The sequence below is a fragment of the Microcoleus sp. BROC3 genome, assembly GCF_036702515.1.
In the GTDB taxonomy this organism is placed as follows: Bacteria; Cyanobacteriota; Cyanobacteriia; order Cyanobacteriales; family Microcoleaceae; genus Microcoleus.
In genome coordinates, this window is the sequence record NZ_JAUBTQ010000020.1 from 95,513 (window position 1) to 118,282 (window position 22,770).

At 45.9% G+C, this 22,770-nt stretch carries 19 protein-coding genes, 1 tRNA gene and 1 pseudogene; 10 read left to right on the forward strand and 11 right to left on the reverse strand.

Annotation, left to right across the window (positions count from 1 at the left end):
- Positions 1-262 precede the first annotated feature (262 nt).
- On the reverse strand, positions 263-1,579 hold the full coding sequence (locus QUB30_RS14950; protein WP_333334511.1) for a Rid family detoxifying hydrolase: 1,317 nt from the start codon (positions 1,577-1,579) through the stop codon (positions 263-265).
- Between the two features lie 325 nt (positions 1,580-1,904).
- A pseudogene (locus tag QUB30_RS33860) lies at positions 1,905-2,203 on the reverse strand (DUF3095 family protein).
- A gap of 148 nt (positions 2,204-2,351) precedes the next feature.
- Here QUB30_RS33860 and murJ point away from each other — a divergent pair.
- The gene (murJ, locus tag QUB30_RS14965; RefSeq protein ID WP_333334515.1) at positions 2,352-3,965 is read left to right on the forward strand and encodes a murein biosynthesis integral membrane protein MurJ; all 1,614 of its coding nucleotides are present in this window, start codon (positions 2,352-2,354) and stop codon (positions 3,963-3,965) included.
- 74 nt (positions 3,966-4,039) lie between these two features.
- Here murJ and QUB30_RS14970 read toward each other — a convergent pair whose 3' ends face one another.
- The 3 genes from QUB30_RS14970 to moaC all read right to left on the reverse strand — a co-directional run bounded on the left by QUB30_RS14970 (position 4,040) and on the right by moaC (position 5,273).
- Entirely contained in the window at positions 4,040-4,342 is a 303-nt protein-coding gene (locus tag QUB30_RS14970) for a DUF3181 family protein (RefSeq protein WP_333334517.1), read from the reverse strand.
- 63 nt (positions 4,343-4,405) lie between these two features.
- Positions 4,406-4,663, reverse strand: coding sequence for a 2TM domain-containing protein (locus QUB30_RS14975; protein WP_332982358.1), 258 nt, complete (start codon positions 4,661-4,663; stop codon positions 4,406-4,408).
- Positions 4,664-4,751: 88 nt separating this feature from the next.
- Positions 4,752-5,273, reverse strand: coding sequence for a cyclic pyranopterin monophosphate synthase MoaC (moaC, locus tag QUB30_RS14980; protein WP_333334519.1), 522 nt, complete (start codon positions 5,271-5,273; stop codon positions 4,752-4,754).
- 78 nt (positions 5,274-5,351) lie between these two features.
- Here moaC and QUB30_RS14985 point away from each other — a divergent pair.
- A tRNA-Arg gene (locus tag QUB30_RS14985) sits at positions 5,352-5,425 on the forward strand.
- A 149-nt stretch (positions 5,426-5,574) separates the two neighbouring features.
- Here the strand turns inward: QUB30_RS14985 and QUB30_RS14990 are convergent.
- The 3 genes from QUB30_RS14990 to QUB30_RS15000 all read right to left on the reverse strand — a co-directional run bounded on the left by QUB30_RS14990 (position 5,575) and on the right by QUB30_RS15000 (position 10,145).
- Entirely contained in the window at positions 5,575-6,837 is a 1,263-nt protein-coding gene (locus tag QUB30_RS14990) for an MFS transporter (RefSeq protein WP_333334521.1), read from the reverse strand.
- 179 nt (positions 6,838-7,016) lie between these two features.
- The gene (locus QUB30_RS14995) at positions 7,017-8,204 is read right to left on the reverse strand and encodes a glycosyltransferase family 4 protein (RefSeq protein WP_333334524.1); all 1,188 of its coding nucleotides are present in this window, start codon (positions 8,202-8,204) and stop codon (positions 7,017-7,019) included.
- Between the two features lie 252 nt (positions 8,205-8,456).
- Positions 8,457-10,145: a DUF2079 domain-containing protein gene (locus tag QUB30_RS15000; protein WP_333334526.1), complete on the reverse strand. Its 1,689-nt coding sequence runs from the start codon at positions 10,143-10,145 to the stop codon at positions 8,457-8,459.
- A gap of 88 nt (positions 10,146-10,233) precedes the next feature.
- On the opposite strand from QUB30_RS15000, the gene QUB30_RS15005 reads away from it, so the two are divergent.
- The 3 genes from QUB30_RS15005 to QUB30_RS15015 all read left to right on the forward strand — a co-directional run bounded on the left by QUB30_RS15005 (position 10,234) and on the right by QUB30_RS15015 (position 13,363).
- Positions 10,234-11,475, forward strand: coding sequence for a histidine kinase (locus QUB30_RS15005; protein ID WP_333334528.1), 1,242 nt, complete (start codon positions 10,234-10,236; stop codon positions 11,473-11,475).
- Between the two features lie 470 nt (positions 11,476-11,945).
- Positions 11,946-12,623, forward strand: a complete 678-nt coding sequence (locus QUB30_RS15010) for an actin-binding WH2 domain-containing protein (RefSeq protein ID WP_333334530.1) — start codon at positions 11,946-11,948, stop codon at positions 12,621-12,623.
- Positions 12,624-12,652: 29 nt separating this feature from the next.
- Complete coding sequence (locus QUB30_RS15015) at positions 12,653-13,363, forward strand: hypothetical protein (protein ID WP_333334532.1); 711 nt, start codon at positions 12,653-12,655, stop codon at positions 13,361-13,363.
- Between the two features lie 193 nt (positions 13,364-13,556).
- Here QUB30_RS15015 and mutS read toward each other — a convergent pair whose 3' ends face one another.
- Entirely contained in the window at positions 13,557-16,184 is a 2,628-nt protein-coding gene (mutS, locus tag QUB30_RS15020) for a DNA mismatch repair protein MutS (protein WP_333334534.1), read from the reverse strand.
- Between the two features lie 661 nt (positions 16,185-16,845).
- On the opposite strand from mutS, the gene QUB30_RS15025 reads away from it, so the two are divergent.
- Together QUB30_RS15025 and QUB30_RS15030 are read left to right on the forward strand one after the other, a co-directional pair.
- Complete coding sequence (locus QUB30_RS15025; RefSeq protein ID WP_333334536.1) at positions 16,846-18,012, forward strand: zinc-dependent alcohol dehydrogenase; 1,167 nt, start codon at positions 16,846-16,848, stop codon at positions 18,010-18,012.
- A gap of 27 nt (positions 18,013-18,039) precedes the next feature.
- Positions 18,040-18,249, forward strand: a complete 210-nt coding sequence (locus tag QUB30_RS15030; RefSeq protein ID WP_333334538.1) for an acetyltransferase — start codon at positions 18,040-18,042, stop codon at positions 18,247-18,249.
- A gap of 226 nt (positions 18,250-18,475) precedes the next feature.
- On the opposite strand, the gene QUB30_RS15035 is transcribed toward QUB30_RS15030, so the two are convergent.
- Together QUB30_RS15035 and QUB30_RS15040 are read right to left on the reverse strand one after the other, a co-directional pair.
- Positions 18,476-19,630, reverse strand: a complete 1,155-nt coding sequence (locus tag QUB30_RS15035) for an AAA family ATPase (protein ID WP_333334541.1) — start codon at positions 19,628-19,630, stop codon at positions 18,476-18,478.
- Between the two features lie 15 nt (positions 19,631-19,645).
- On the reverse strand, positions 19,646-20,437 hold the full coding sequence (locus QUB30_RS15040) for an RNA ligase family protein (protein ID WP_333334543.1): 792 nt from the start codon (positions 20,435-20,437) through the stop codon (positions 19,646-19,648).
- Positions 20,438-20,572: 135 nt separating this feature from the next.
- On the opposite strand from QUB30_RS15040, the gene QUB30_RS15045 reads away from it, so the two are divergent.
- From QUB30_RS15045 to hpxZ, 3 genes are all read left to right on the forward strand, one after another.
- On the forward strand, positions 20,573-21,442 hold the full coding sequence (locus QUB30_RS15045; protein WP_333334545.1) for a prohibitin family protein: 870 nt from the start codon (positions 20,573-20,575) through the stop codon (positions 21,440-21,442).
- A gap of 236 nt (positions 21,443-21,678) precedes the next feature.
- A complete protein-coding gene (locus tag QUB30_RS15050) occupies positions 21,679-22,098 on the forward strand; it encodes a peptidylprolyl isomerase (protein ID WP_333024554.1) in 420 nt (139 codons plus the stop codon).
- A 231-nt stretch (positions 22,099-22,329) separates the two neighbouring features.
- Entirely contained in the window at positions 22,330-22,716 is a 387-nt protein-coding gene (gene hpxZ, locus QUB30_RS15055) for an oxalurate catabolism protein HpxZ (RefSeq protein WP_333238906.1), read from the forward strand.
- Positions 22,717-22,770 lie beyond the last annotated feature (54 nt).

Below are 22,770 nucleotides of genomic sequence, written 5' to 3' on the forward strand. Positions count from 1 at the left end.
CTGATTGTTTCAGATTGATTTGGGAGTAGGGTGCGCGACAGCGACAGATCGACTTTGTGCGATCGGCTGTAGAAGTTAATAAAGTCGCGCACTTTACCCTCGGCGGTTGCTATAAATAAACCTGGGAATTATTCATCTCTCTCCCCTCTTCCTCAGCGCCCTCAGCGCCCTCTGCGGTTAAATCGCTCATAAATATTAAAAAAAACAAAATATCCAGAAACCAGACTTATAGAAAAAGCCTGGTTTTTCAAAAAAGCTCAAATCAAATCACGGCAATACAGTCAATTTCAACTAACACATCTTTCGGCAAACGCGAAACCTCGACACAAGCGCGCGCCGGTGCAGTTTCCGCATCAAAATACTTGGCATAAACCGCATTCACAGCGGCGAAATCATTCATATCTTTGAGGAAAACCGTAGTTTTTACCACATCCAACCAAGTAGCGCCGGCTTCTGTGAGAATGGCTTCGAGATTTGCCATAACTTGTTCGGTTTGTTTTGCCACGTCGTCGGTGTAGACAATATCGTTTAGTCTAATGTCGATCGCAATTTGACCTGCTACAAACAGCATAGTGCCCGTAGCGGCGATCGCTTGATTGTAAGGGCCAACAGGTGCCGGTGCTTTGTCAGTACGAATAATTTTGCGTGTCATGGATGTCACTTTTTGGGATTCTTGTTGATTGGTTTCTGGTTTGTACTCGATTTCTGGTTCTGAGATTTCTGGCTGGTAGATTTCTCCATCGGGCATTATAGCATCAGTGAAGTCGGCATTTTTGATATTCCAGCCATAACAATCACACCAACTAAAGTCTACCCTTTTTAAGTTTGCTTCTATCAGATTAGCTCCGGTCAAATTAGAAGATCGTAGATTGGCTCTTTCTAGATTTGCCCCTTGCAGACAAGCATATTTTAGATTTGTACTGTCCAGTTTTGCTTGTTCTAAATTGGCATTAGTCAAATTCATTCTTGACAGATTCACTTTGTGCAGATTAGCTTTCTGGAATTTAGCTTTTTGAAGTTTGGCCGATGTCAATATCGCCTCATTCAAATTTGCAAGAGTTAAGTCAGCTTCCACTAAGTATGCCTCAGTCAAATCAGCCTTATTCAAATTCGCTTTACTTAGGTTCGCTTTATGCAAAGAAGCTACACGTATGTCAGCACTATCTAAACTTGCACTACTCAGATTTGCTTCGTCTAAATTGACACCAAACAATTTAGCGTTATTAAAGTTTGCTCCTGTCAGAGTTCCCCGCTCTAAGTTAGCATAATTTAAAGTAGCACTACTAAAGTTGGCCCAACTCAAATCTGCACCGCTCAGGTCTGCCCAACTCAAATTTGCTGAAGAAGCGCCTACTAAACTGCTCAAATTAGCATTTGTCAGGGATGCTTTAATGAGATTGGCACTATTAAAGTTTACTTGAGTTAGATTTGCTTCACTCAAGTCTGCACCAGATAGATTGGAACCGTATAGGTCTATTCCACTCAAGTCCGCACCTTTGAGGTTTTCTTCTCTAAGGTCTTCTGAATGAAATTTTCGTTCGCCTTTGGCGTATCTTTCTAAAAGTTCTTCAGCTTTCATACATTAACCTCGATCGCCCTCCCGTCCCCAAAATCAGTATACCATTTTTTTGTTCTGTTGCTACTGCAATTCAATTTATTCATTTCAGACCAATATTTTGGTCATAAAAAGATAGATAAACCCAGTCTTCCCCACAATTTTCCAAGACCTTAGTTAACTAGCTTTTGCCATTTATGTAAAACCTGTCTCACTATTGGTGGAGTCCAATTAATACGGAGCATCTATTTTTTAAACCTACCAGCTATGCGCCTTCAGCCTGACGGATCGAGGCTATTTCTGTGACTTTCTGCGGTAATTCCGCATTTCTAATGTTTTTACCCTAAAATTAGCTGCGAGTGCAAATTTTACCGGACTCCGCCAACTCAAACTCTAGGTTAAATTCGCTTTTAGCCACTTCTTTCACTGCCAGCAAAGCTTCTTCAGCAGCGGGTAAAATTTGCGGCCCAATTAACACAGAAGCGCGATCGCCACCCAACACAAACCGAATCTCAATTTCACCAGCGACAGTCAAAACAGCAACGATCGAACAAGCCCCAATAAGTTAACATCTTTGTAACGTCCGGCTTCTACCGCTTGCATCGAACCGCGAATATCTGTGAGAAGAATGTACCAGGCATCCGGCATATCAATAAAGTTCTCGGGCTCAGTAATATCACCAAAATTAGCAAGAAAAGATAATTAGAAATATAATTTTTCTGATTTCATGTTATCATTTTCCCGATTTGCTATTAAACTTAGTGAAGCCTGTTAGCACTTGCGTTTGTAACTATTTGTGTCTGAAACCCAGAAGCCCTCTCGTTCCCTAGCGGGGATTGCCGGCATTGTCGCAGTCGCCACTCTAATTAGCAAAGTCTTTGGATTGGTGCGCCAAATTGCGATCGCCGCAGCATTTGGAGTCGGTGTCGCCGTCGATGCCTACAACTACGCCTACGTTATCCCCGGTTTCTTATTTATTTTGCTCGGAGGCATTAACGGGCCATTTCACAGTGCCATAGTCAGCGTTTTAGCCCGCCGCGATAAAAAAGAAGCAGCACCCTTAGTCGAGACTATCACCACCTTAGTCGGTGGCTTGCTGCTATTGGTAACAGTCGCTTTAATTATTTTTGCCGATCCGCTGATCGATTTGGTAGCACCTGGATTAAATAGAACAGCAGAAGGTTTAGAAATCAAAGCAATTGCCGTCCAGCAATTTCGGATTATGGCACCGATGGCCTTACTTTCAGGCTTAATTGGCATTGGTTTCGGCACTCTCAACGCGGCCGATATGTACTGGTTGCCTTCGATTAGCCCTTTATTTTCTAGCGTTGCACTTGTCGGCGGTTTGGGGATTCTCGCACTGCAACTCGGAGACAAAATTATTCAGCCCGAATACGCACTAATGGGCGGGTTAGTGTTAGCTTGGGGAACTCTAGCGGGAGCAGTTTTGCAGTGGTTGGTGCAACTAGCGGCGCAGTGGCGCGCCGGCTTGGGAACATTGCGCTTGCGGTTTAATTTTAAACGCCCCGGAGTGCAAGAAGTAGTTAAGGTGATGGTTCCTGCTACCTTATCCTCAGGAATGCTGCAAATTAATGTCTATACAGACCTATTTTTCGCATCCTACATCCCTCAAGCTGCCTCTGCGATGGGTTACAGCGGGTTGTTAGTTATGACTCCTTTAGGCATCATTTCTAATGTAATTTTAGTGCCATTTCTACCCATATTTTCTCGCCTCACCGAACCCAAGGACTGGCCGGAATTAAAAAATAAAATTCGTCAATCTTTAATTTTGACCGGGATTACGATGCTGCCCCTGAGCGCTTTAATGGTAACGCTTGCCGGGCCGATCGTCCGCGTTGTTTACGAACGCTATGCTTTCGATCGAGAGGCCTCGCTGTTTGTTACGCCGATCTTGATGGCTTACAGTATTGGAATGTTTGTGTATTTGGGACGCGACGTTGTGGTACGGGTATTTTACGCTTTGGGAGACGGAGAAACCCCTTTTCGCGTCAGTATTATCAATATCTTTTTTAACGGACTGCTGGATTATTTGTTAGTAGGAGCTTTTGGCGCGCCCGGATTAGTTTTGGCGACGGTGGGAGTGAATCTTCTTTCGATGGTTATGCTGTTGTACTTATTAGATAAAAAGCTGGGCGGCTTGCCTTGGCGGGAGTGGAGTTTGCCTTTTCTGGGGTTAACTTCTGGCAGTTTTCTAACTGCTTTCGTTACCTTGGCTACTCTGCAAGCCTGTCAAAGAGTTTTGGGTACTGAAGGTTTGGTAATTCAATTAGTGCAGTTGAGTGTGGCAAGTTTTGTAGGGTTAGGAGTTTTTGCCCTGTTTGTCAGTCAGATGAAGTTGCCGGAAGTTGATATGTTTGTCGATCGCATTCGGGGGCGTTTTCGCAAATAAAATTGTCGGGGCGGGTTAAGGGCGAAATACCAGACACAACGCCCACACTCTGCGTACAAAACCCGCCCTTTACTTTACATTTTCCGCTGAAATTCCTCAAGCACATCCATCAATTGAACTTGACACTGCATCGGAATTAAATCTGCCAGTGGCACTTCCCGCTTGCCGCCGCCCAACTTGACTGGAATTCCTTGCAAAACTCGTTCAACTTTGTCAGCATCTAAATTGCCATCTTCCAGCATTGAATAAAGTTGTTGGGCAACAACTGTATGCAGGTGGGCATCACTGAGATACAAATGCCACTTGGCAATGTCAATGTAGACATTTTCGCCGATTTCGGCTGCTAAAGATTCGATCGCCTGTGTAGTATTAGCCATATCAAAAAGCCGAAAGTTATTTGTTATCAATCAAAAGACTTAACAAATCGCCGACAACTGCCTTCAACCAGAATCTTTGGTGAGGGGCGAATAATCGGCTATCGCAAAAATGTAAATCGCGTGGGCCAAAACTACTAGAGCCCATCCACCCGTTACCGAAATTGCCCAAGGCCAATCAGCCTTTTGCAAATTGTGAACAAACCACAAACCAGAATTGGTAGCAGAAAAAAGACCGACGTGGATGGCAAAATTCATGCGGTCATCTAAGCGGCGGTACTCTGGATCGTTGCGATCGGGTTTGCGGGGCCAACGAGGAGGCATAGTTTTTCACTTGATATTAGTAGTTCTGTGCCTATTTTAATCTTAAGTGCAGCTTTTTTAATTCTACATCCCTCTCAAGGCCGAAAATTTAAGCCTCTAAATTTTGATAGTCCCCTGACTTGCCGCCGCTTTTACTCACCAGTCGAATCGATTCAATCGCGATCGACTTTTCCAATCCTTTCGCCATATCGTACAAAGTCAGCGCCGCCACCGAAACCGCCGTCAGCGCCTCCATTTCCACCCCAGTTTCCGCCTTAATTTTCACCGTCGCCCGAATTTGATACCCCGGCAACCCAGCATCCGCTATCACCTGCACCTCCACGCTACTCAGCGGCAGAGGGTGACACAGAGGAATCAAATGCGCCGTCTGCTTAGCCGCCATAATTCCAGCCAGCCTTGCAGTGCCCAACACATCCCCTTTCGGCGCATTCCCCGCTTCAATCGCGGCAAAAGTCTCCGGCAACATCCGCACCCGGCCAGCAGCCACAGCTTGCCGCACAGTCGGCACCTTCGCCGAAACGTCCACCATTTGGGCTTCCCCGCTGTTGTCAAGGTGAGTTAGCTGCGCCGCATCGGGCAATTTAGAAAAAGTTTGCGAAAGGTCTTGCATTATTTTGGTAATGGTGTTACTGTTAGATTCTGTGAGAAAAGAACTTAATCAATTTTAGATTAAATCTGAACTCAACAGGGGCTTGTAGCTTAGTTGGATAGAGTGCATGGCTACGAACCATGAGGTCGGGGGTTCGAATCCCTCCAAGCCCATTTAAAATCAATAAATACCTGTAGGGACACGGCATTGCCGTGTCCCTACAATTAATTGCGGTAGGGACACGGCATTGCCGTGTCCTCCTCACGAACGCTATCGATTATTTTGCGGTAGGGAAACGGCATTGCCGTGTCCTGAGTTGCTATCATTCCGGTGCAACCGGAATTGATACCAAAGCATAAACATCTTTGCCTCGACCGATCGCAAATTTCATCGAATTAGACAAGCCCTTGCTAGACTGAGTAATAAAAATTAGCAAAGCCAAGCCAGCGAGGCCAGTCGCAAAACCAAACATATTTCTGTAGCCAACTTGTTCGGCCACAAAGCCTAAAGTCGGGCCAGCAATCGCAATTCCCAAATCAAATCCGCCAATACAAAGCGAAAACAAGCGGCCCCTTTCATGAGGTTCGCACCTGTCAGACATCAGCGTTACCATCATCGGCAAAACCGTACCGCCCGCGCAACCTTCAACCAAAGCTGCGATTAAAAAAGCACTGCTGTTGTTAGCAAAATACAACAATAACATAGATACGGCATAACAGATTAAGCCGCCAGAAATAAACAAGCCGCGGCCGTATTTGTCCGAAGCCCGTCCCGTGATCAACCGTATACCGAAACTGGCGATAGCAGCCGTAGAATAAAATAATCCTGGATTCAAATTTGCCTTAGTTTCTTGGATAAACAAAGGCATAAAAGTGCTCAAAGTTCCAAATACTAAACCAACCACCAATAACACTAAAGCCGGAATCCGCACTCTCGGATTCCACAGCATTTGCCAGTATTTTTGGCTAGTTTTCTCCTCAGACAGCGAGTCCGATTTTGTTAAATCTGCAAAATTAGGTTCCGCAACTTTGCATGTAAAAAATACAGCCATTGCAGCGAAAGCCGCCGACATCGCAAACAAAGGAATATAACCAACCCAAGCTTGCACAAATCCGCCAATAGCCGGCCCAACTGCTAGACCAATAGGATTCACCAAGCTCATGTTACCGATTAATTCGCCCCGCTTTCCTGGCGGCGACAAATCTGTTACCAAAGCGCTGTAAGCTGTGGTAAAAGCGGCGATACTAATGCCGTGAAAAACGCGAATAAGTAACAGTAAGGGGATAGATTGAGCTAACAGGTAGCCCAAAGGGGCGATCGCAGCGACTGCCGCGCCTAGCAGCAAAACTTGTTTTCGCCCCCTGCTGTCGGCTATTTTACCCAACGGTGGCCTCGATAGCAAAAGTCCGATCGCAAATGCACCCATCACAAAGCCAATTTGCTGTTTTGTGCCGCCAACATCTTGGACGTACAGCGGCAAAGTTGGCAGCAGCGAAGCCAAACTCGACCAGAATAGCAAGCCTGCGGTGAATAAAGTCAGCAAGCTGCGTCTGGGTTGGGGCTCGATGTCCCTAAAAATATTCAAGATGCGAATTCCCTTTTAATCTTCCGAGTACACTCAAAGTAAGTTCGAGTGTCTCTATCATTGTGTTACAAATTCTTAAGATTTGCACCAAAAAAGTTGATATTCGACTCACTGTCAACTGTCAACCGTCAACTGTCAACTGTCAACTGTCAACCGTCAACTGTCAAAAAAGAGCGTTCTTACCAATCAACCTCAGCCCTTTCCTCCACCACCCGTTCATAAACCCACTGGGTTTCCATCGCCAACTTCGGCCAACTAAACCGGCGTTCCAAATCCTCATAAGCATTGTCAACCAACCACCGCCCGTAACCCGGATTTTTCAAAACCTCCAAAATTCCCCAGGCCAAAGAATCCCGATTGTTTGCCTGAGTCACAACGCCCGTTTTAGTGTGCAGCACCACCTCTGGAAGTCCGCCCGCATCCGAAACCACCACGGGCACCCTTGCAGCAAAGCTTTCTAACGCTACAATCCCAAAAGGTTCGTAAAGACTGGGGAAAACCGCGCAGTCAGCCACCGTCTGGAATTTGTCGAGATGTTCCTCAAACATGAACCCAGTAAAATAACACTTATTCCAAATTCCTAAATGCCAAGCTAAATGTTTTAGATGGTCTGTATTGCCGCCGCCCACAATTACAATTTTTGCTTGACCCCCCATCTCCCAAATTACTTTAGGTGCAGCATTGAGAAATACAGAAATGCCTTTTTCATAGCTAATTCTTCCTACATAATAGACAATTTTCTCATCGTCAGCAGCAAACTGGCGGCGGAAATTCATTGCGTCAAATTCGTGCCAGCGGGGTTTTTTCTCTGGTCTAATTCCGTTGTAAATTACTTCTATTTTGTTCCACGGAGTAGATAGTACCCGTTCGGCTTCACGCCGCATATAATCGCTGCAAACAATTACCCGCCAAGCGTTGTAAGCGAGGTCGTTTTCCTTGGTGTTAATGTAGCGCTGCCCGTCATTGTGGATGCCGTTGAAGCGCCCGTATTCGGTGGCGTGGATCGTGGCAATTAGCGGTACTTTAAAGGTATGCTTGAGAGCGATCGCCGCATCTCCCACCAACCAATCGTGAGCGTGGATGATATCAAAGGGGCCTTCCTCCAGCATCAGTTTGCCGCCTTGGTGGCCCATGCTTTGGTTGAGGTTCGCCACCCAGTGAAAAAAGTCCCTGGCGTGTCCCACCACCACCCGATGCACCCGTATTCCTTCCACCACTTCGTACATCGGCGCGTGGCCGAACTCTACTGTAATTAAGTGAATTTCGTGGCCCAGCTTTACCAATTCTGGATACAGTTCCGATACGTGGCGGGCGATACCGCCTACGATTCTGGGAGGAAACTCCCATGCCAATACCAAAATTTTCATTTTTCTCGCCTCCAAAGATTTTATATATCTTAATGTTTATGATTAACAGATTTATTGTATAATAACCAGCCTCTAATTTGAGTGGTTTGCAAGTGGAGGCCCAAGGCCTGACTTGTGGCAGCAACAAGGACGGAAAATCATGCATAAACCTGGTTTTTGCAGGAAATTGCTCGATCGCCATTGCCTGAAAAAAAACAGGTTTCCTCAAGATTTGAGTGATTGAAGAAAGCAATGGCGATCGCGCCTACCCGCTTACCCTTTCTTCAAAATCGGCTCCAATTCGCGGCGAAAACTGCTCCAAGCAGCAGCCGATGCAGAGTTAGAAACAGCACCCTGACGCATCAAAATCGCGCCGTCTTCAAAGCCAACAATTCCGTACTCTCCAGATTTGGACATTCGATCGATCGCCGGTACAATCTCCTGCAACTGTCGGCGTTCTCGCCGAAACGCAGGCTGATACTGCTGCAACTGCCAGATATCGGCAATTACATATTCCATCTTCACTGCCTTCCCCGCATCATTGCGCAGTTCAAACATCGGAAACCTGAGAATTTCCCGGCGGCTTGACAAAATCGGCACAATAGTATTCGTCGCAGCCACGCTAGCATCAGCAGGAATTTGAGCCAACAGCGGCCGCACTTGCAAAACGTGCTGCCATTGTCTGACCAGAGGAACCTGCACCCAAGGGTCGATCGCATCGGGCAAAATCCAAGAAAAAGTCCGATTTGGGTTTGACGTGAAGGTAAAAAATAGCGACAAGCAGATGCAAAACGCCCAAAAGCGGCGAAACTTTGAAGACGAAGGCAGAGGAAATAAAGCAGAAGGAAAACGCAAAAACATTCTTTCCTCTCTCACCATTCTATCTTCTTCCTTTTGACGGTTAGCCCACCACAGGATCGCCCCGTAAAAAAGCCCTGGAACCACAGTCATCGCATAGCGAATATTAATCGCCAGCACCGACTCTCCTTTCGCTAAAAATAGCTTCAGCAGCGGAAATCCAGCTATCATCCAAGACGCAGGCGCGAAAGCTGGAACCAAAGCTAATGGCAACCACTGGCCAAGCAGGTATCTAATCTTACCAAAAAACGGCGTAAATAATTGAGCCACCAACCGCCCGGGATTGCTCACCATTCCCCAAATAATTTCGAGAGTCGAAGCTTCCTCTCCATCGGCATATTGGCCGAAGCGCTCCATCATAAACCGCTGGGATATGTCAGCAGAAAACAAAGGCATAATCAGATTAGTCAGGACGATCATATAACCAAAACTGAGTATGCAGACTGCTAAACCAGTCCTCGGGTAGCGCCGGCTCAAAATCAGGTAAACTCCGATGCCAAATAAAACAACTCCCCCATCTTCTCGCACGGCCAAAATTAAAGTTGCCAGAATCCCAAACAGCGGCCACCAGCGCTTCTCCATCGCCAGCAGCAAGCTAAAGACATATAGCGGCATTTGACAAATATCGTGAAAATTGCCCAAAGTCGGACCGATGACCGCGTTAGCGCAGTAATAGCTCACAACAATTGTCGCCGACAGCTTTGGTTCGAGATAGTGTCTGGCGAGAGCCCAGAGAACTCCTCCAGCCACCGTAATTAAAGTCACCTGCAACACAGTCAAAGTGACGGGGGAGGGAAACAGCGAGTAAATTGGCAGCCACAGCATCAGCGCCGGGGTGAAATGCTGCCCCAACCGGTAGTAAGATACGGACGGGAGCTGGTTTTGGTGAACCACATTAGTGGACAAAGCCGAAGAGAGGGAACTCTCAAACAAGTGACCCCGAGTGCCGTTCCAAAAAAGTTGATTGAAAATGCCTTGGTCGTAAGTAGCGTAAAAGCTGTAGTAGCGGTGCAGCGTCAGCAACAGGCACAGCACAAAAAAGGCGGCCGCCACTTGAACCACCACCCGCAGCGACTCATTTTTATTCCATCTCAAAAATATCATCTGCCCGCCATAATGAAATTATCGGACAATAGCACAAATCTAAAGTAAGTATTAAATTAAAGTAGAAGTGAAATAACTCGGCTCGGCAATGGTCAATTATTTTCACCCGATCGAAAAGCTCAACAGCGTCCATCCAACACCCAGCACCAGCGATACCGACTGTTCTCCCGAACAGCCGGCAAATTCTGCACCGCTTCTACAGCTTTTGCTGTTCGTAGACAAGCGTCCCTCTTCCCGGGAACAAACCAGACACATCCGCAAGTCCCTAAAGGATTTGAAGGCAAAGTGCGACTTTGAGCTTCAAATCATCGACGTAGGAGAACAGCCGGATTTAGCCGAACACTTTAAACTTGTAGCCACTCCCTCGCTGCTCAAAATTCATCCCGAGCCGCGACAAACTCTCGCCGGCAGCAATTTGATCGCCCAACTCGAACACTGGTGGCCCCGCTGGCAGCGTTCTGTAGAAGAATACGCACCTGGGCAGCAGTCGGCCCCAGCTCTAGCTGCAACTCTAGCCAACCCAAAACCCATCTATTCCGTTGCTTGCGCCGCCGAACTCCTGCAGCTTTCCGATGAAGTTTTTCGCCTCAAACAGGAAAAAGAACGCCTGCAAGAGCAATTGCAGTTGAAAGACCGGATTATTGCGATGCTAGCTCACGACTTGCGCAATCCCTTGACGGCTGCATCTTTGGCTTTGGAGACTATTGAGTCAAGTCAGAAGGTGAAACAGGGGGAAAAGCCGCGTTTGACACCGACTCTGGCGGCTCATTTGATGAAACAAGCCCGCCGCCAAATCCGGATTGTCGATCGCATGATTACAGATATCCTGGAAGCAGCCCGGGGTACAAACGCTCAACTTCACATTGAACCAAAAAAAATCGAACTGGGGGCGATTTGTCAAGACGTAATCTTGCAGTTTCAAGACAAATTTCAGGAGAAAAGTCTGAACTTGGAAACAGACATTCCCACAGATTTGCCCTTGATTTATGCCGATCCCGATCGCATCAAACAAGTCGTGGTCAACTTGCTTGACAACGCCAGCAAGTACACGCCAGACCGAGGAACTGTTAATCTTTCAATTCTCCACCGCACCGCTTACAAAGTTCAAGTCAGCATTTGCAACAGCGGCCCGGGAATTCCTGAAGAAAATTGCGAGAGCATTTTTGAAGACAGCTTTCGCTTGCAGCGAGATAAATCAACCAACGGTTACGGCATTGGACTGTCCCTGTGTCAAGGCATCATCCGCGCCCACTACGGTCAAATTTGGGTAGACTCCGTACCCGATCGAGGCAGTTGTTTTCACTTTACCCTGCCCGTTCAAAATAAGTAACCCAATATCAATACTTTCAGCTACTCTATCCAACATTTCTAGGATATTTCTACGATATGACCCCTTTAATCTCACAATTAGACGCAATTATTAACCTACTCACCCTCATCTAATCCAGAACTCTGCTAGGAAGATTCTAGCCGCTTTCGTGCGATCGGCTTTCACCCCGAAAGTCCCGGTCGTGACAAACTTTTGCTTCATTCACACTATGCCAATAACGTGACTCTAGTTTTTGTCCGCCGCTGCCGTGGGAGACAAATAAATAAAAATTGAATACAAAGCATAGGTGTATTCAGTTTGAGCCGTTTAGCTTTGCAAGTATCTCTCAAAACGCCTCCACCTCTGGCTTGTGGTGAGCTGGGTGCAACAATAATTGGTTAACATAGAGTGCCCTGATTTGACAAGCTTGCCAAGCGCACTCAGCTTGAGCTATTACAGATTTGGAGTCGCATCAGTCACAAGGAGAACTCGTGAAATATTTTTCAGTAGTAATGTATTTGCTGCGGGAACGGCAACAGTTTCTCGAAGAAATTCGCCAAGGTGTCAAGCTCAAATCTAAAATTTTCGGTTTGTTGATTTCTAGTACCGTATTTTTTGGCATTTACGGAGCGATATTAGGTGCATCTAGTACGTGGATGCAATGTCTGGTTTCAGCAATTAAGCTGCCAGCACTTTACTTGCTGACGCTGATTATCTGCTTTCCCACCCTATACTTTTTTAATGTAATGTTTGGTTCAAAACGAACGTTTGAACAGTATTTGACATTGTTGATGACAGCGATGGCGATGATTAGCATTTTGCTGTTTGGATTTGCACCTGTCAGTCTGTTTTTTCTCATCAGCAGTACCAATTACACTTTTTATCTGTTGCTGAATGTTGCTATCATGGCAATTACAGGATTTTTGGGGGTAAGTTTCATTTATCAAGGAATGCACTTTCTGTCCGAACAAGATGCGGAAGGCAAAGACATCAGGCTAAATATTTTGCGCTTCTGGTTGGGACTTTATGCGTTTGTTGGCAGTCAGTTGGGATGGACGCTAAGACCCTTTTTTGGCGCACCGGGCCAAGCTTTTGAACTGTTCCGAAACCGAGAAAGCAATTTTTATCTAAGTCTGTGGCAATCAATTATGTCTCTAGGAGGATCGTAATTAATCCCACTTTAAGGAGATTTTGAAGAGTGATACAAGCGGATTGGGAACAGTTAAAAATTCCTGAGAAGGAGTTGGAGGATTTGAGCGGAATAGCTTTGAGCGACGGTTTTGCAGCGGATTTTTACCGATCTGCTGCATTACGAAATGGGAAAAAGCTGTTTTCTCTTTTGTTGAATGAGTTGCTGATATTTTGCTTGACATTGGTTGTGTCACTTCCTGTGGCTTTGCTGGCTAATAAACATAATGTTGGTTCATTTAGCGATGCTGAGATATTTGTCCGGGTTTTACAAATAACTTTGGGTTTGTCGCTGGCGATTACTGTGGCTTGGAATGTCTATAGATGGGTTAAGGCAAAGCCTCTGGCAACGCTAGCGGGTCTGCTGGATGAAGTGGAGAAGTATCATGAGGTGATTCAGGCTTTAGATATTATCGATCGCCTAACGGATGCTGGCAATTTACAAGCCAATTTAATTAACCGAGGAGATGCAATTGAAGCATTAAAAATTACTAGAGAAAGTTTAGTCTGTGCTTTGAAAACAGAGAGGATTCTCAGGGAAAATCAGAAATTTATCTGCCGCCGTTACGAGTTATTTACTAATATTGAAAGTAATTTGGCTGCTTTGATGGCGCTGGATGTGAGCGATCGGGCGACTGAATACGGGCGATTGTTGAATGAGGCTTTGGAAATTGGGATGAGCGTACACAAAGAGGTAAGAAAGTTGCAAAATGGACGTTAGAGTTGTTGCAGCGTTCCTGGTTTGTTGTAAAAGTAGTAACTGAGATATTGCACCATGCTCAAGAACAGGCAGGATGCCTGTGCCACAAAAATTAAATTTTCTTGTGGGGTGGGCATCCTGCCCGCCCCTCAAAGGCTTATTGAAAATGGTGCAATATAAAAGTTACTACAAACTTTTTTTACCACCGGAAATTTCAATCATCAAAAATATCCAACTGTTCGCCCTCACACTCTTTTTGGCCATTTTTTTTAACACCTTTCCGCAGCCCGATCGCAATTTTGCTATGTTTCTCAATCTGCTTCATCACCTGTCTCGCCCTGTCAATCACCGACGGCGGCAAACCGGCCAATCTCCCCGCTTCAATTCCGTAAGACTTGTCAGCACCTCCCGGCTGAACTTGGTGCAAAAATACGATTTGATCCGGCAATTCTTTCACTGTCACCTGATAATTTGCGACATTATCTAAAATAGAAGCTAACTCATTTAACTCGTGATAGTGAGTCGCAAAAATTGTCCGCGCCCGAATCTCAGTTGCTAAATATTCTGCCACAGACCAAGCAATCGAAAGTCCGTCAAACGTCGCCGTTCCCCTGCCAATTTCATCTAACAAAACCAATGATTGTGGCGTGGCGTGATTGAGAATATTTGCAGTTTCGTTCATTTCCACCATAAACGTAGATTGACCCGTTGCCAAATCGTCTACTGCACCGACGCGGGTAAAAATGCGATCGCAAATTCCCAAACTCGCAGCTTTCGCAGGTACATAACTGCCCATCTGCGCCATTAACTGGATCAAACCCACCTGCCGCAAGTAGCAGCTTTTCCCGCTAGCATTCGGCCCGGTTAAAATAATTAAATCTGGGCGGTTTAGCGATTCTTCCCGACCCAAAAAAGCAGAATTAGGTACAAAAAATCCGGGCGGCAAAGACTTTTCCACCACCGGGTGACAACCTTCAATAATTTTAATTTCCCGACTTTCTGTCATAGTCGGGCGGCAGTAATTCTGGTAAACTGCTACTTCTGCCAAACCGCACAAAACATCGGCCGCCGCCACGGCGCGGGAAACGTTGCGAATAATTTCGGCGTGTTCTCCTACCTCCGATCGCACTTTAGCAAAAATATCGTATTCCAATTGATTTAAATCTTCCCGCGCTGTCAGAATTCGCACCTCCCTTTCTTTTAATTCTTCAGTGCTGTAGCGTTCTTCATTGGTGAGTGTTTGCTTGCGGGTGTAGTCCTTCGGCACTTGATCTACTTTCGATTTCGGAATGCTGATGTAATAGCCGAAAGCTTTATTATAGCCTACTTTTAAATTAGCAATTCCGGTGCGTTTTCGTTCATTTGGCTCTAAATTAGTCGCCCATGCTAGGTCTGCTGATGCAGTTTGGCGCATTTCATCTAGCATGGCATTGATTCCCGACCGAATCAAACCTCCTTCTTTTAAAAGAATCGGCGGTTCATCAACTAAATGAGCGTGAATTGTATTTGCTAATTCTTCTAGAATTGGCGGTACATTTTGCAGCGCTTTCAAATAGGGCGATCGTCCTTGGGCTGCGATCGAGGCTAATGCCGGCAGTTTTCCCAGAGAATCAGCTAAAGCGACCAAATCTCGCGCGCTAGCTGTTCCCGAACCGGCGCGGCCTGTCAGTCTTTCGATGTCGTAAATTTGGCGAAGCAACTGCTGCAAATCTTGGCGCAGGCCGTTATTTTCTACTAATTCTTGAATCGTGTCGTGTCGGGCGCAAATGCCTTTAATGTTGAGCAAAGGTTGCAGCACCCAGCGGCGCAAAGCGCGACCTCCCATTGCGGTGCTGGTTTTGTCTATAGCCCACAGCAGCGAACCGTGAAAAACTCCATCTCTCACTGTTTGAGTAATTTCGAGATTGCGGCGGGTTTGGTAGTCGAGTATGAGAAAATCGGTGAGAGTGTAAGTGTGCAATCTTTGCAAAGAAACTGCTTTTTCCTTTTGAGTTTCTTCGAGATATTGCAGCAAACCGCCTGCGGCGCGCACTGCGAGGGAAAGGTGCCCGCATCCCATGCCTTCGAGCGATCGCACTTTGAACTTTTGCAGGATTCTCTGTTTTGCTTCGGACAAACTAAACGGAATTTGCGATCGCAAAGAATAGCAAAACGAATTCGGCAAACAATCGGGCAAATGCTCTGATTTCTCTCCTGGCCTCAACATCGTCACCAAATCCGGCGCATTAGTCGGTACCAAGACTTCCGAAGGTTGCAAACGCAGCAATTCTAGGGTTAATTGCTCTAAACTATCTGCTTGGGTAGTGACAAATTCTCCCGTAGAAATATCTGTATAAGCCAATCCCCAATGTTCCCCAGCAATGACGACTGCTGCTAAAAAATTATTTTGTCTGGGTTTGAGCATTCCGTCATCAGTCAAAGTTCCGGGAGTGAGAATGCGGGTAATTTCTCGCTTGACTTGACGACCTTCTTTAGCAGCAATCGAGGCATCTTCAACTTGATCGCAAACTACCACAGCATAGCCTTTTTCTACTAACATTGACGTGTAGCGGTCGAGGGCGTGGTGCGGCACTCCTGTCATCGGCACTCTGCCGATTTCCTTGCCGCTTTCTTTACTCGTACAAACAAGTTCTAATTCCTGCGAAATAGTAACTGCATCTTGGAAAAAACACTCAAAAAAATCTCCGACTCGAAACAATAAAAGTGCGTGGGGATACTGTTCTTTCACTTCCACATACCGCTGCATCATCGGAGTTAGCTTGGTGAATTCTAGTAAGCGGTGGTCGGCATTGCGGATGTTGGGTTGATTGGGATCTGTTGGGGTAGATGCAGTGTAAGGCATAAAAGGCGATCGATAAATTTTAATCTTTAACAACTTTACCGCAAGCTCGGCTTTTAGTTATAACTAATGATACAATATTTGACTATTAATCATTCTTAAGCAGGGTGCGTAATTCTCCAGATTCAGGTGGAGTATGGAGCGATACAAAAGTCATGCACCCTACTTAATAATCGATCAACCCGCTTTTACTTGAGAAGTTTTCGGGCGCTCTTTATCTAAAGTGAGCCAAGACATCGGCTTTAGTGAGATTAAGTGAGAAGTTTTATTTGTTGTGAGATAAAAGTGATCGCCGATCGACAAAAACAACCTCATCCATCTCGTTATTAGCTGTTCTAGCAGATGTTGAACGAAGACCGAAGTTGCAATCTTCCCCAAGGATTTTAGCAATTAAGAACGTCCTAACCGTCGGGCGCGGTTGCTATAACTGTTGGCGGTTAAAACAAGAATGTAAAATTTCCCGCACTTTAGGGGCCTAAACTTTACATTTTTGGTATTGAAAACAGCCGGAAGATAGATTTGTAAATTATACCTTGGATAGAGAGAATATATATTTTATATGCTTAAAATTAAAAACATCCAAGCGAGTAATTTATCAGCTTAGTAAAGGTAAGATTTAGAATCAAAAATTTGCTAGCTAGTAGTTAACTAGAGGAAAAAAATAATGAAAGCTCTTTGCTGGCACGGAGCAAATGATGTGCGAGTTGATAATGTACCAGACCCAACAATTATCAACCCACGCGATGCGATAGTTAAAATCACAACTACAGCCATCTGCGGCTCAGATTTGCACCTCTATAACGGCTACATCCCGACGATGCAATCCGGCGACATTCTGGGTCACGAATTCATGGGGGAAGTAGTCGAACTCGGCAGCCAAGTCAAGAACTTAAAAAAGGGCGATCGCGTCGTGATTCCTTTTACTATTTCTTGCGGCAGTTGCTTTTTTTGCAACCGCGATTTGTGGTCGCTGTGTGACAACTCCAACCCCAATGCTGGGCTGGCTGAAAAAATGTTCGGTCATTCGCCTGCAGGATTATTTGGCTACTCGCATTTAACAGGCGGTTATGCAGGCGGACAAGCAGAATACGCGCGAGTTCCGTTTGCAGATGTCGGCCCTTTAAAAATTCCCGACGGACTTTCTGACGAACAAGTATTGTTCCTCACCGATATCTTTCCTACCGGTTACATGGCAGCCGAAAACTGCGACATTCAGCCGGGGGATACTGTAGCTGTTTGGGGATGCGGGCCAGTCGGACAATTTGCGATCAGAAGCGCGTTTATGCTGGGGGCCGATCGAGTAATTGCGATCGACCGCATACCGGAACGCTTGCAAATGGCGGCCGCGGCCAAAGCTGAAATCATCAACTACGAAGAAATCGACGCTGGGGAAGCCGTCACCGAAATGACGGGGGGACGCGGGCCCGACTCCTGCATCGACGCGGTGGGGATGGAAGCCCACGGCACCGGTCTCGACGCTTTGTACGACAAAGCCAAGCAAGCCGTGCGGTTGGAGAGCGATCGACCCACTGCCCTGCGACAAGTGATCCTCGCGTGTCGCAAGGGCGGCACAGTGTCAATTCCCGGCGTTTACGGCGGCTTTGTTGACAAAGTGCCCCTAGGTGCAGCTTTCAACAAAGGCTTGACCATGAAAATGGGACAGACGCACGTTCACCGCTATTTGCGGCCGTTGCTCGATCGCGTTCAAAAAGGCGAAATTGACCCGTCATTCGTAATTACGCACCGAATGAAATTGGATGAAGCGCCCCACGCCTACGAGATTTTCCTCAACAAAAAAGACAACTGCATCAAAGTTGTCCTCAAACCCTAACTCGCATTCAACTGACAAGGAGAAACTATGCTTTTACAAGAAAAAGAATCAGGCGACTTGATAGAAATCCTCGATATCGATGGTTTAATCAGCCCTGCCAAAAATGAGGTATTGGGGCAAAATCAAGCAGGTGAAGAAGAGCAAGAGCCAGCGAATTTTCCGAAGGGTAAATTAGTGTTTCCCTCCGGCGAAGTTTTGCCGCGTTGCTGGACTGAGAAAAATTATAAAACTAATTGATATCGTTTCCGGTGGTATCGGAATGATACCGAGGACACGGCAGTGCCGTGTCCCTACCCCGATCGATTGTAGTAGGGACACGGCAGTGCCGTGTCCTGACTGTGGGTAGTATTAATTCCGATGCTACCGGAGTTGATATGATTCAAGGGAAACTGTCAACCTAATACCCAGAACCCAGACTTCTTTAAGAAGTCTGGGCTCTAACAGTTTGAGGTAAAAAAAGAGATTAATTGTTAACGATCCACTCGACTTGATGCGCTTCTGTAATGTCTGGAATATCCAGCCGCGCAGCTAATTTGCGAATGACTGCTTCGGGTACTGTTGCTGTGCGCGATCGATTCCGGCGCAATATTTCTTCGAGAGGTACTTCCAGATAAACAATGCGAATTCGCGCTTGATAATCGGCAAAGAAATTAACTAATTGCTGGCGCATTTGTTTAGTAGTGTTGGTAGCATTCCAGATAAAAGAACGCCCCAATCTCATATATTCCCGCGCTCTATTTTTGGCTTCCATTATTACATTGCCGGGAGTTTCGTCGGGAGGGACATTCATCTCTTTCCGCAGTGCATCCAGCGAGATTACTGGCAAATCTGGAAGATTTTCCCGAATCCAATAATCTTTTCCGCTTGCCGGCAAGCCAGACATCAAGATTACTTCGCATAGAGTATCGTCAAATGCTTCGTAATCCGGGTTGCCGTTCTCTTTGCGGAAGTAGATAAATCGGCTGTGTGCTGATGGGAATTCCCGGGGAGAATCCAAACAATTATTTTCTTGACAAAACTCCCGAAATAGTTGTATTTTATCGAGCAATTCTTGTTTGTCGGCGCAGTGGCGGCCGCGCACGTCTGCTTCGGCTAAAAGTGCGAGGAAATCGCAGCGGACAACTTGACTGACTTTAATTACAGACTGCTGCGGGTTGGGTTTGTCGATCAGCCAGATGGGTAAACTGCCGAATTGGACGATCGCCACAACTGTTTCGCGAATCTCAAACTGCACAGGCGGCTCGAATTGAGATAAAATTTGTCTGACCATTCTCGCACCTTGGCGGGCGTGACCTTTTGAGCTAATTCTGCCGTCGGCTTCTATTTTTGTAAAGGCTGGTTTGGCGACATCATGCAGCAAAGCGGCCGCAAAAAGTATCGATCGTTCTTTTTCGGGAAGTTGCCGCCAATTTGGGGATGAGATTAAGGCTTCGCAGACCATTTTGGTGTGAATAAAAACATCTCCTTCGGCGTGGTAAATCGGGTCTTGCTGACATCCTTTAAGGCTGTCAATCCAGTCGAAATGATTTTGAATACCGTCCCAATCCAGGAACCAATCGGGCGGTTGGGGACAAAAGGGAAAAGTCCAAGTTGGCAAGGGCGATAACAGTGTATTCATAAATTCACCTGCTGGTTAACTAAAATTAAATAAATCTGCACCGGGACGCAGAATATTGGGTATAATTGGGCGATTTAGCCAATGTCCTTCGGCATTCTTAATAGCAGTCAAAAAGCTGGCGCGCACGTATTTGTAACGCGCCTTTACTATGCCATCTTCTTCAATTTTAATGTACAGACCCTCCATGCGATCGCTCTTGTCAGTCTCTTTCAAACATCGTTCTTCATCTAATCCCAATTCCCGACTGTACAAACGCAATCGCTCCAAATGTCCAGGTTGAATAAAATTAGACTTTTCCATAAACTGCATCATTTGCTTGGGAGATTTCAGCACTCCATAAAACAGCACGGGAACGGACACTAACGGCAGTCCTTTTAACAACTTGCGGCGGGATTCTGTACTCAGAAATTGACTGGTTTCTAAGTCCAGTACATCGTATTCCATAAAATAGTGGGGCAAAAAATCGTAAAAAACAGTGTGTTTGGCATACAGCCATTCGCCGTAAAGAATATAGCGATTTCCCAGCACTTCTCCCAGGGTTCCGCTGAGACTGAAAGCCCACTGTTTGAATAAGTTAAAATGTTTTTCCCTCGGCCCGCCGGTGAGATAGTGGCCGCGACTTTGCAGCAGCATTTGTCCGTCTGGTGCGAAGCTGATGCCTGTATTAGCGCCGTCTACCTTTTCTTCTATAATTAGAGGGCGATCGATCAAAACGCTAAATGGCACGCTGTCGAGGTCTTCATCTCCCGGCTGGAAACGCGAACCTTCGATGTGATAAGTTCGAGGATATTTAACAATTTTGACCATCAGCCAATCCCTTTGAGATTTGAGACTTTAGAGGCAACCCCATCTATTTTAGATTGTAATTTTAGATTTTAGACTTGAGAGGCGACGGAATCTATTTAACCATTATAATGGAATGAGCACAAAGGAGCGTGTAAGTTGAAAAATCAAAGTTTTCAGAGCATATCATCAGCACTCGCTGGGATTCTATTAGTAGGCGCGCTACTCATCGCCTTAAACTCTTTTGTCGTCATCAATCCAGGTGAAGCAGGGGTGGTTAGCGTTTTAGGAAAAGCCACAGATGGAGCATTGTTAGAGGGGTTTCACCTCAGACCACCGCTGATCTCCAAGGTAGATGTGTACGATGTAACAGTGCAAAAATTTGAAGTTCCCGCCCAGAGTGCTACTAAAGACCTTCAGGATTTAAATGCTAGTTTTGCGATCAACTTTCGCCTCGATGCTGAGAGAATAGTTGAGATCAGAAGAACTCAAGGAACTTTGGAGAATATAGTCTCAAAAATAATTGCTCCTCAGACTCAAGAAGCATTTAAAACAGCGGCTGCACTCAGAACCGCCGAACAATCTATTACTCAAAGAAGTGAACTGAAGCGAGACTTTGATACTGCCCTGAAGGAAAGGCTATCAAAGTATGATGTAATCGTGCTCGATACGAGCGTTGTTAACATTCGATTCTCCACAGATTTTGCGAAAGCGGTTGAGGAGAAACAGGTTGCTGAACAGCGGGCGCAAAGGGCTGTTTATGTAGCTCAGGAAGCAGAACAACAGGCTCAAGCTGATATTAACCGCGCTCAAGGTAGGGCTGAAGCTCAAAGGCTGTTGGCGGAAACTTTGAAGGCTCAGGGCGGCAATTTAGTTCTGCAAAAAGAGGCGATCGAAGCTTGGAGAAGCGGCGGCGCTCAGATGCCAAAAGTGCTGGTTATGGGCGCAGGTTCGAGTCGGGTTCCTTTCATTTTTAATATGAGCGATATTCAGGAAGAACCCGATCACCCGCAAGTGACCAACAATTAAAATAGGACAGAGGGTAACAAACCCCGTGTCTCCGAAAATATTGGCTTTGCTAACCCGAAATCTCGCAATAAACCGGGTTTCCTCCGAAAGCGCACATAAGTCCTATGAGAGTTGCGCGAATATGCTACACTTCTGAAAGCCACAATATAACGACAGTTTGAAACCTGTCGCTATAAAAGCGAAGTCCGCAATTAACACGCAGGCAACACACTCATTTTAGGAAGCAAGGAAAAATCATGACCCGCGCTATAATGGAAACCGACAAAGGCACAATCAATTTGGAATTGTTCGATGCGGATGCGCCTAACACAGTGAAGAATTTTGTTGACTTGGCGGAAAAAGGTTTTTACGATGGATTGGCCTTTCACCGAGTCATTCCTAACTTTATGATTCAAGGTGGCTGTCCAAAAGGCAATGGAACGGGCGGCCCCGGCTACAAAATCAAGTGTGAAATCAACTCGAACAAACATTTGGCAGGAACTTTATCGATGGCTCACGCAGGCCGCGATACGGGTGGCAGCCAATTCTTTATTTGCCATTCTCCCCAGTCTCATTTAGATGGAGTTCACACAACTTTTGGCAAAACTGAGGATATGTCTGTCGTCAATGCTATCCGCCAAGGTGACAAGATTATTTCGCTCAAAATTGAGCATTAATTTCCAGTAATTAGTTGTGTTTGCAATAAGGAATTTAGTCCTTATTGCAAACACACCTTGTGAAAGTTAAGAGTTTTAAAATCTACAACTTATGACCAATAATTTATTGATGCTACAAGCCCCCGGATGTATCCGTGGAATCAATCCAAAATCCAAAATCCTTGCATCCTCAAGCCCCCGGATTTATCCGTGGTGTCAATCTAAAATCTAAAATCTAAAATCTAAAATCGAATGACTGTTATCAATGATTCTGCTGTGGTGGCTGAGTTAACTGAACTATATTTAAAATACGAAAAAGCTCTTTGTACGAACGATATTGAAACTCTCGATAATTTGTTCTGGGATGCGCCGGAAGTTGTGCGGTTTGGGGTGACGGAGAACCTGTACGGGAGTGATGAGGTGAGGGCTTTTCGTAAAGGACGATCGCCTGTAAATGTCGATCGAGAAATGTTCAACCTCAAAGTCGTGACTTTCGATGCAGACACGGCGGCTGTGACGCTGGAATTTCGCCGTGTAATGGATGGAGTGGTGCGGCTGGGGCGGCAGAGTCAGATGTGGCGGAAGTTTCCTCAAGGGTGGAAGATTGTTTCCGCTCACGTTTCTTTGTTGCCTGTGTAGATGTTAAAGGTAAGGAAACAAGAATTGTCTAAAGCAAGCGGACTTTATGACTGA

Coding starts and splice junctions, on each gene's coding strand:
- QUB30_RS14950 (WP_333334511.1), bottom strand. CDS start 1,579: ATGAAAGCTGAAGAACTTTTAGAAAGATACGCCAAAGGCGAACGAAAA.
- QUB30_RS14970 (WP_333334517.1), bottom strand. CDS start 4,342: ATGGCTAATACTACACAGGCGATCGAATCTTTAGCAGCCGAAATCGGC.
- QUB30_RS14975 (WP_332982358.1), bottom strand. CDS start 4,663: ATGCCTCCTCGTTGGCCCCGCAAACCCGATCGCAACGATCCAGAGTAC.
- moaC (WP_333334519.1), bottom strand. CDS start 5,273: ATGCAAGACCTTTCGCAAACTTTTTCTAAATTGCCCGATGCGGCGCAG.
- QUB30_RS14995 (WP_333334524.1), bottom strand. CDS start 8,204: ATGAAAATTTTGGTATTGGCATGGGAGTTTCCTCCCAGAATCGTAGGC.
- QUB30_RS15000 (WP_333334526.1), bottom strand. CDS start 10,145: ATGATATTTTTGAGATGGAATAAAAATGAGTCGCTGCGGGTGGTGGTT.
- QUB30_RS15005 (WP_333334528.1), top strand. CDS start 10,234: ATGGTCAATTATTTTCACCCGATCGAAAAGCTCAACAGCGTCCATCCA.
- mutS (WP_333334534.1), bottom strand. CDS start 16,184: ATGCCTTACACTGCATCTACCCCAACAGATCCCAATCAACCCAACATC.
- QUB30_RS15025 (WP_333334536.1), top strand. CDS start 16,846: ATGAAAGCTCTTTGCTGGCACGGAGCAAATGATGTGCGAGTTGATAAT.
- QUB30_RS15030 (WP_333334538.1), top strand. CDS start 18,040: ATGCTTTTACAAGAAAAAGAATCAGGCGACTTGATAGAAATCCTCGAT.
- QUB30_RS15035 (WP_333334541.1), bottom strand. CDS start 19,630: ATGAATACACTGTTATCGCCCTTGCCAACTTGGACTTTTCCCTTTTGT.
- QUB30_RS15040 (WP_333334543.1), bottom strand. CDS start 20,437: ATGGTCAAAATTGTTAAATATCCTCGAACTTATCACATCGAAGGTTCG.
- QUB30_RS15050 (WP_333024554.1), top strand. CDS start 21,679: ATGACCCGCGCTATAATGGAAACCGACAAAGGCACAATCAATTTGGAA.
- hpxZ (WP_333238906.1), top strand. CDS start 22,330: ATGACTGTTATCAATGATTCTGCTGTGGTGGCTGAGTTAACTGAACTA.